Raw genomic sequence first — 4,569 nt, 5'->3', positions numbered from 1 at the left:
GTCGTTCGCGACGCTCAGCCAGCCGGAGGTGGCGAAGCCGGGCGTGGAGATCTGCGCGCCGGATTGGGTCGCGGTCTTGCTGGTAAGCACCTTCCAGCCAGTGGCCGCGCCGAGGTTCGCGACTGCGGTCGAGCCGGTCGGCGGATCGGGGAACGCGTGCCGCGCACTCGCAGCCGCGCCGCCGCCGGCCACCGCGGCGCTGAATTGAGTCGGCGTCGCCCCGGACGCGCCGCTCTGTAACGCCGCCGCGGCGGCGAAACCCAAGGTCACGGCGGTGGTGATGGACAACCTGCCGCGGTGTGCCACTCGATATGCCATGTGCGCTCCCAGGTGGGTATGGAGCCGCGAATTTTGGTTTAGTTATCTAACTTGCCTATTTCATCGCGAAGGTACAGCCAGGTCGCCGCGTGGTCAATGACTATGAGCGCGCCGCTACCCGACCGCCGCCGGGGGCTTGATCGTCGGCGCGTCGGCGGTCGCGACGTGACAGGCGGCCTGGTGCGCCGGGCCGAGTTCGCGCAGCCGGGGCGTCACCGAGGCGCACTCGTCGATCGCCAGCGGGCAGCGCGCGCGGAACCGGCAGCCCGGCTTCGGATCGATGACCGCGGGCGGCTCGGACTTGGCCGCCTCCGCATCGACTCCCAGCGGCGCACGCGGGTCCGGAACGGCCGAGAGCAGCAGGCTCGTATAAGGGTGTTTCGGGTCGGCGAGCACTGCTTCGGTGGGTCCTGATTCGACGACGTGGCCGCCGTACATCACCAGCAACCGGTCCGAGACGTACCGCGCGCTCGCGATGTCGTGCGTGATGTAGAGGAAGGAGACACCCTCCGTCTCGCGCAGCTTCGCCATCACATTGAGCAGGCCGATACGGATGGAGATGTCGAGCATGGACACCGGCTCGTCGGCGAGGATCAGCTTGGGCTTGTACGCGAGGGCCTGCGCGAAGCCGATTCGCTGTCGCTGCCCGCCGGACAGCTCGTAGGGATAGCGGTTCAGGATCTCGGCGGCAGGCACCAGCCCGACCGCCTCGACCACGCGCTGCGCTTCCTCGATCCGCTGCGCGTGGTTGAGTTCCGGCCGGTGCAACTTCAGCCCGCGCAGAATGCCGTGCGACACCCGGTATGCGGGATTCAGGGAGCTGAATGGGTCCTGGAACACCATCGGCGCGTCGCTGCGGTAGGCAAGCTGCGCCTTGCGTCCGCGCGCCGTGGCCAAAGATTTGCCCTGGTAGCGGATCTCGCCGGAGGTGGGCCGGTAGACACGCGCCAGCAGCCGCGCGATGGTCGACTTTCCGCTGCCGCTCTCGCCGACCAGCGCGACGATCTCGCGCGGATTGATCACCAGGTCCACGTCGTCGACCGCGTGCAGGTTGCGCCGCGAAAAACCTGCGCCAACCTTGAAATGCCGGCAGAGGCCGACTGTCTCGATGAGCGGCTTTGGCCCGGGCTGCGGCTGCGGCTCGGTCACGAGTTCACCTCCAGCGAGCGGGATTCCTGCGGTTCGTTATCGGGGGTCAGCAGCAGGCAGCGCGCCTTGACCTGGCCCAGCTCGCCGATCTGGTACAGCTCCGGCTCCTGGCTGCGGCAACGCTCCTGTACGACAGGGCAGCGCGGATTGAACCGGCAGCCGCTTGGCGGATTGCCGAGGTCCGGCGGGCTGCCCGGGATTCCCTTGAGTTCGACGCGCTCACCGTGGATGGACGGGAACGCGTCGAGCAGGCCCTTGCTGTACGGATGCGACGGGGTGTCGAAGACGGTGCGCGTCGGGCCGGTCTCGACCACCTGGCCCGCGTACATCACCACCAGCCGATCGGAGAACCGGCTGACCAGCGACATGTCGTGGGTGACGAAGATGACGGCGAAGCCGAGCAGCTGTTGCAGCTCCTTGATCTGCACCATCAGTGAGCGCTGCGCGACCACGTCCAGCGCCGAGGTCGGCTCGTCCATGATGACCAGGTCCGGGGTGAACAGCAGCGCCATCGCGATCATCGCGCGCTGCCGCATGCCGCCGGAGAGCTGGTGCGGGTAGCTCTTGAGGTGCACCGGGTCGATCCCGACCAGCTGCAGCACCTCGACGCTTCGTTCCCTGATCTTCTCGGAGCCGTAGTCGGCGTGCGCTTCGATCGCGTCCTTGAACTGCGCGCCGATGGTGCGGACCGGGTTGAGCGCGTTCATCGCGCTCTGCATGACCACGGAGTAATCCCGCCAACGCAGAACGTTGAGTTGCTTCTCGGTCATCGCGACCAGGTTGCTGCCCTTGAAGGTCACGCTGCCGCTGGTGGTGGAGGCCGGCGCGCTCAGCAGCCGGGCTATCGCGAACAGCAGCGTGGACTTGCCGCAGCCGGATTCGCCGACCACACCGAGGAATTCGCCGCGCCGCACGTCGAGATCCACCCCGGCAACGGCCACGGACGAGCCGCGGGCGGTCGCGTATTCGACGGTCAGGCCGCGCACTTGCAGGAGCGGGGCGTCCGCGTCGGCAGCGTCCTGCAGCGCGATATCCTGCGACACCACTGCCTCGGGCGGGCCGGCTGCCGCCGCGGTCGCCGCCTTCGCCGCAACCGCGGCGCGAACCTTGCGCTCCTTCGCTTTCACCGGTCGCAGTGCCGGATTGCCGATCTCATCGAAGGCGTAATTCATCAGTGCGAAGGCGACGCCGAGCAGCGCTACGCACAGGCCCGGCGCGATCGACCAGAGCGGCGCGCCGGTCTGCAGCGCCTGCTGGTTCTGTGCCCAGTACAGCATCGTGCCCCAACTCGACGAGTTCGGGTCGCCGAGGCCGAGGAACTGAAGGCCCGCCGCGCTGAGCACCGAGTAGAGCGCCGCGCCGAGGAAGTTCGCCACGATCAGCGAGGTCATCGTCGGCAGGACTTCGAACACGATGATGTAGGAGCGCCGCTCGCCACGCACCCGCGCGGATTCCAGGAAATCGCGGTTGCGCAGCGAAAGAGCCTGCGCGCGCATCTGGTTCGCACCGTAAGCCCAGCCGGTGACCACCAGCACGACAAGCAGCACGGTCAGCGAGCCGTGCCCGGCGTACTTGGCCAGGATCACGATCAGCGGGAAGGCCGGGATGACCAGCGCCACGTTGGTGAGCATCGAGAGCAGGTCGTCCATGACGCCGCCGAGATACGCCGCGGACACGCCGATCAGCACCGAGAGCACCGTGGCGAAGAACCCCGCGACTACCGCGATGATCAGCGACTGCCGGGTGCCGTAGATCAGCTGCGAGTAGACGTCCTGACCTAGCCCGGTCGTGCCGAGCAGGTGCCCGCTGGACGGACCGAGCCGCGGCGGGAAGGCCAGCGCGTTCGGGTCGCTCACCGAGGTGAACAGGCCGGGGAAGGCGGAGATCACCAAGAAGATCAGCAGGATGACCGAACCGGCCATCGCCTTGCGGTTTCCGCGCAGCGCCCGCCAGAGCCCACGTCCGACCGAGCGACGCGGCTTCGGCGTGACGGCGGCAGCGCCCTGCAACACGGTCATGGCCGCTACTCCTTCGCCCGCACGCGCGGATCGAGCCATGCGGTCGCCAGATCGCAGATCAGCACCGCGACCAGGACGGCGACCGTGAAGAGCATGAACAGGGTCTGCATCAGTGGGTAATCGACGTTCTGCACCGCGCTGTAGAGCAGGTAGCCGAGCCCCGGATAGTTGAATACGTACTCGATGAGGATGGCGCCGGAGATCACGAACCCGAGCGACATGGCGAAGCCGGAGAGGTTCGGCAGGAAAGCGTTGCGCGCCGCGTAGCCGTACATGACCTTGCGCGCCGGCAGGCCCTTCGCCCGCCCCATCCGCACGTAGTCCTCCGCCAGCGTGGTGATCATGTTGTTGCGCATGGTCAGGATCCAGCCGCCGATCGAGGTGATCAGCAGGGTCGCGGCGGGCAGCACCGCGTGTTGCAGCACACTGCCGATGAAGCCAGGCGACAAACCGGGCACCAGGCTGGTGTCGTAGTTGAAGTCGCTGGGCAGCAGCCCGCCGGTCCACACCGAGAACATCAGGATCAGCAGCAGCGCCACCCAGAAGTACGGCAGCGCCGAGGTCACCACGAACAGCGGCGGCAGGATCGCGTCGAGCCGGCCGCCGCGCTTCCAGCCGGCCACCACCCCGATCAGGGTGCCGAGCGCGAAGGCCAGCACCGTGGTGATGCCGACCAGGCCCAGCGTCCACGGCAACGCCTGGCCGATGATGCTGGTCACCGGTTCACCAAGCGCCTGGCCGATCGAGATGCCCCAGTGCCCGCTGAGCATGTTGCCGAGATAATCAAGGTACTGCTGCCCGAGGTTCTGGTTCGGCTTGAACCCGAAGGAGCTGAGCATCTGCTGGAGCGTCGCCTCGGACACCTTGCCGCGGGTGCGGTCGCGCAGCGCGTTGACCGGATCGCCCGGCATGAACCTCGGGATGAAGAAGTTCAGCGTGAGCGCCGCCCAGAGCGTCAGCAGGAAGAAGCCCAGCCGCCGCAGCAGGTATGGCACGCGGCCCGCCTAGTTCTGGGCGGACTTCGAGTAGACGTGCAGCAGCACCTGCTCGACGTCCGGCACGTTGAACGCCGCCGGCTGCGCGT

General features: G+C 67.7%; 3 protein-coding genes and 1 pseudogene. All 4 read right to left on the bottom strand.

Features of this window, described 5'->3' with window-relative positions; translation table 11 throughout:
* Window positions 1-318: pseudogene (locus VN779_RS24070) on the bottom strand (hypothetical protein); the annotation flags it as partial.
* Window positions 319-432: 114 nt separating this feature from the next.
* Window positions 433-1,467 carry an ABC transporter ATP-binding protein gene (locus tag VN779_RS24065; RefSeq protein ID WP_325727197.1) on the bottom strand — a complete coding sequence of 345 codons (1,035 nt, stop codon included), beginning with the start codon at window positions 1,465-1,467 and terminating at the stop codon, window positions 433-435.
* Complete coding sequence (locus VN779_RS24060; RefSeq protein WP_325727195.1) at window positions 1,464-3,485, bottom strand: dipeptide/oligopeptide/nickel ABC transporter permease/ATP-binding protein; 2,022 nt, start codon at window positions 3,483-3,485, stop codon at window positions 1,464-1,466. Before VN779_RS24060 ends, VN779_RS24065 begins: the two co-directional genes overlap by 4 nt.
* Window positions 3,486-3,490: 5 nt before the next feature.
* Entirely contained in the window at window positions 3,491-4,480 is a 990-nt protein-coding gene (locus tag VN779_RS24055) for an ABC transporter permease (protein ID WP_325727193.1), read from the bottom strand.
* Window positions 4,481-4,569: the final 89 nt, after the last annotated feature.

Source organism: Actinocrinis sp. (assembly GCF_035605935.1).
Taxonomy (GTDB): Bacteria; Actinomycetota; Actinomycetes; order Streptomycetales; family Catenulisporaceae; genus Actinocrinis.
This window is presented reverse-complemented; position numbering and strand designations above follow the sequence as displayed.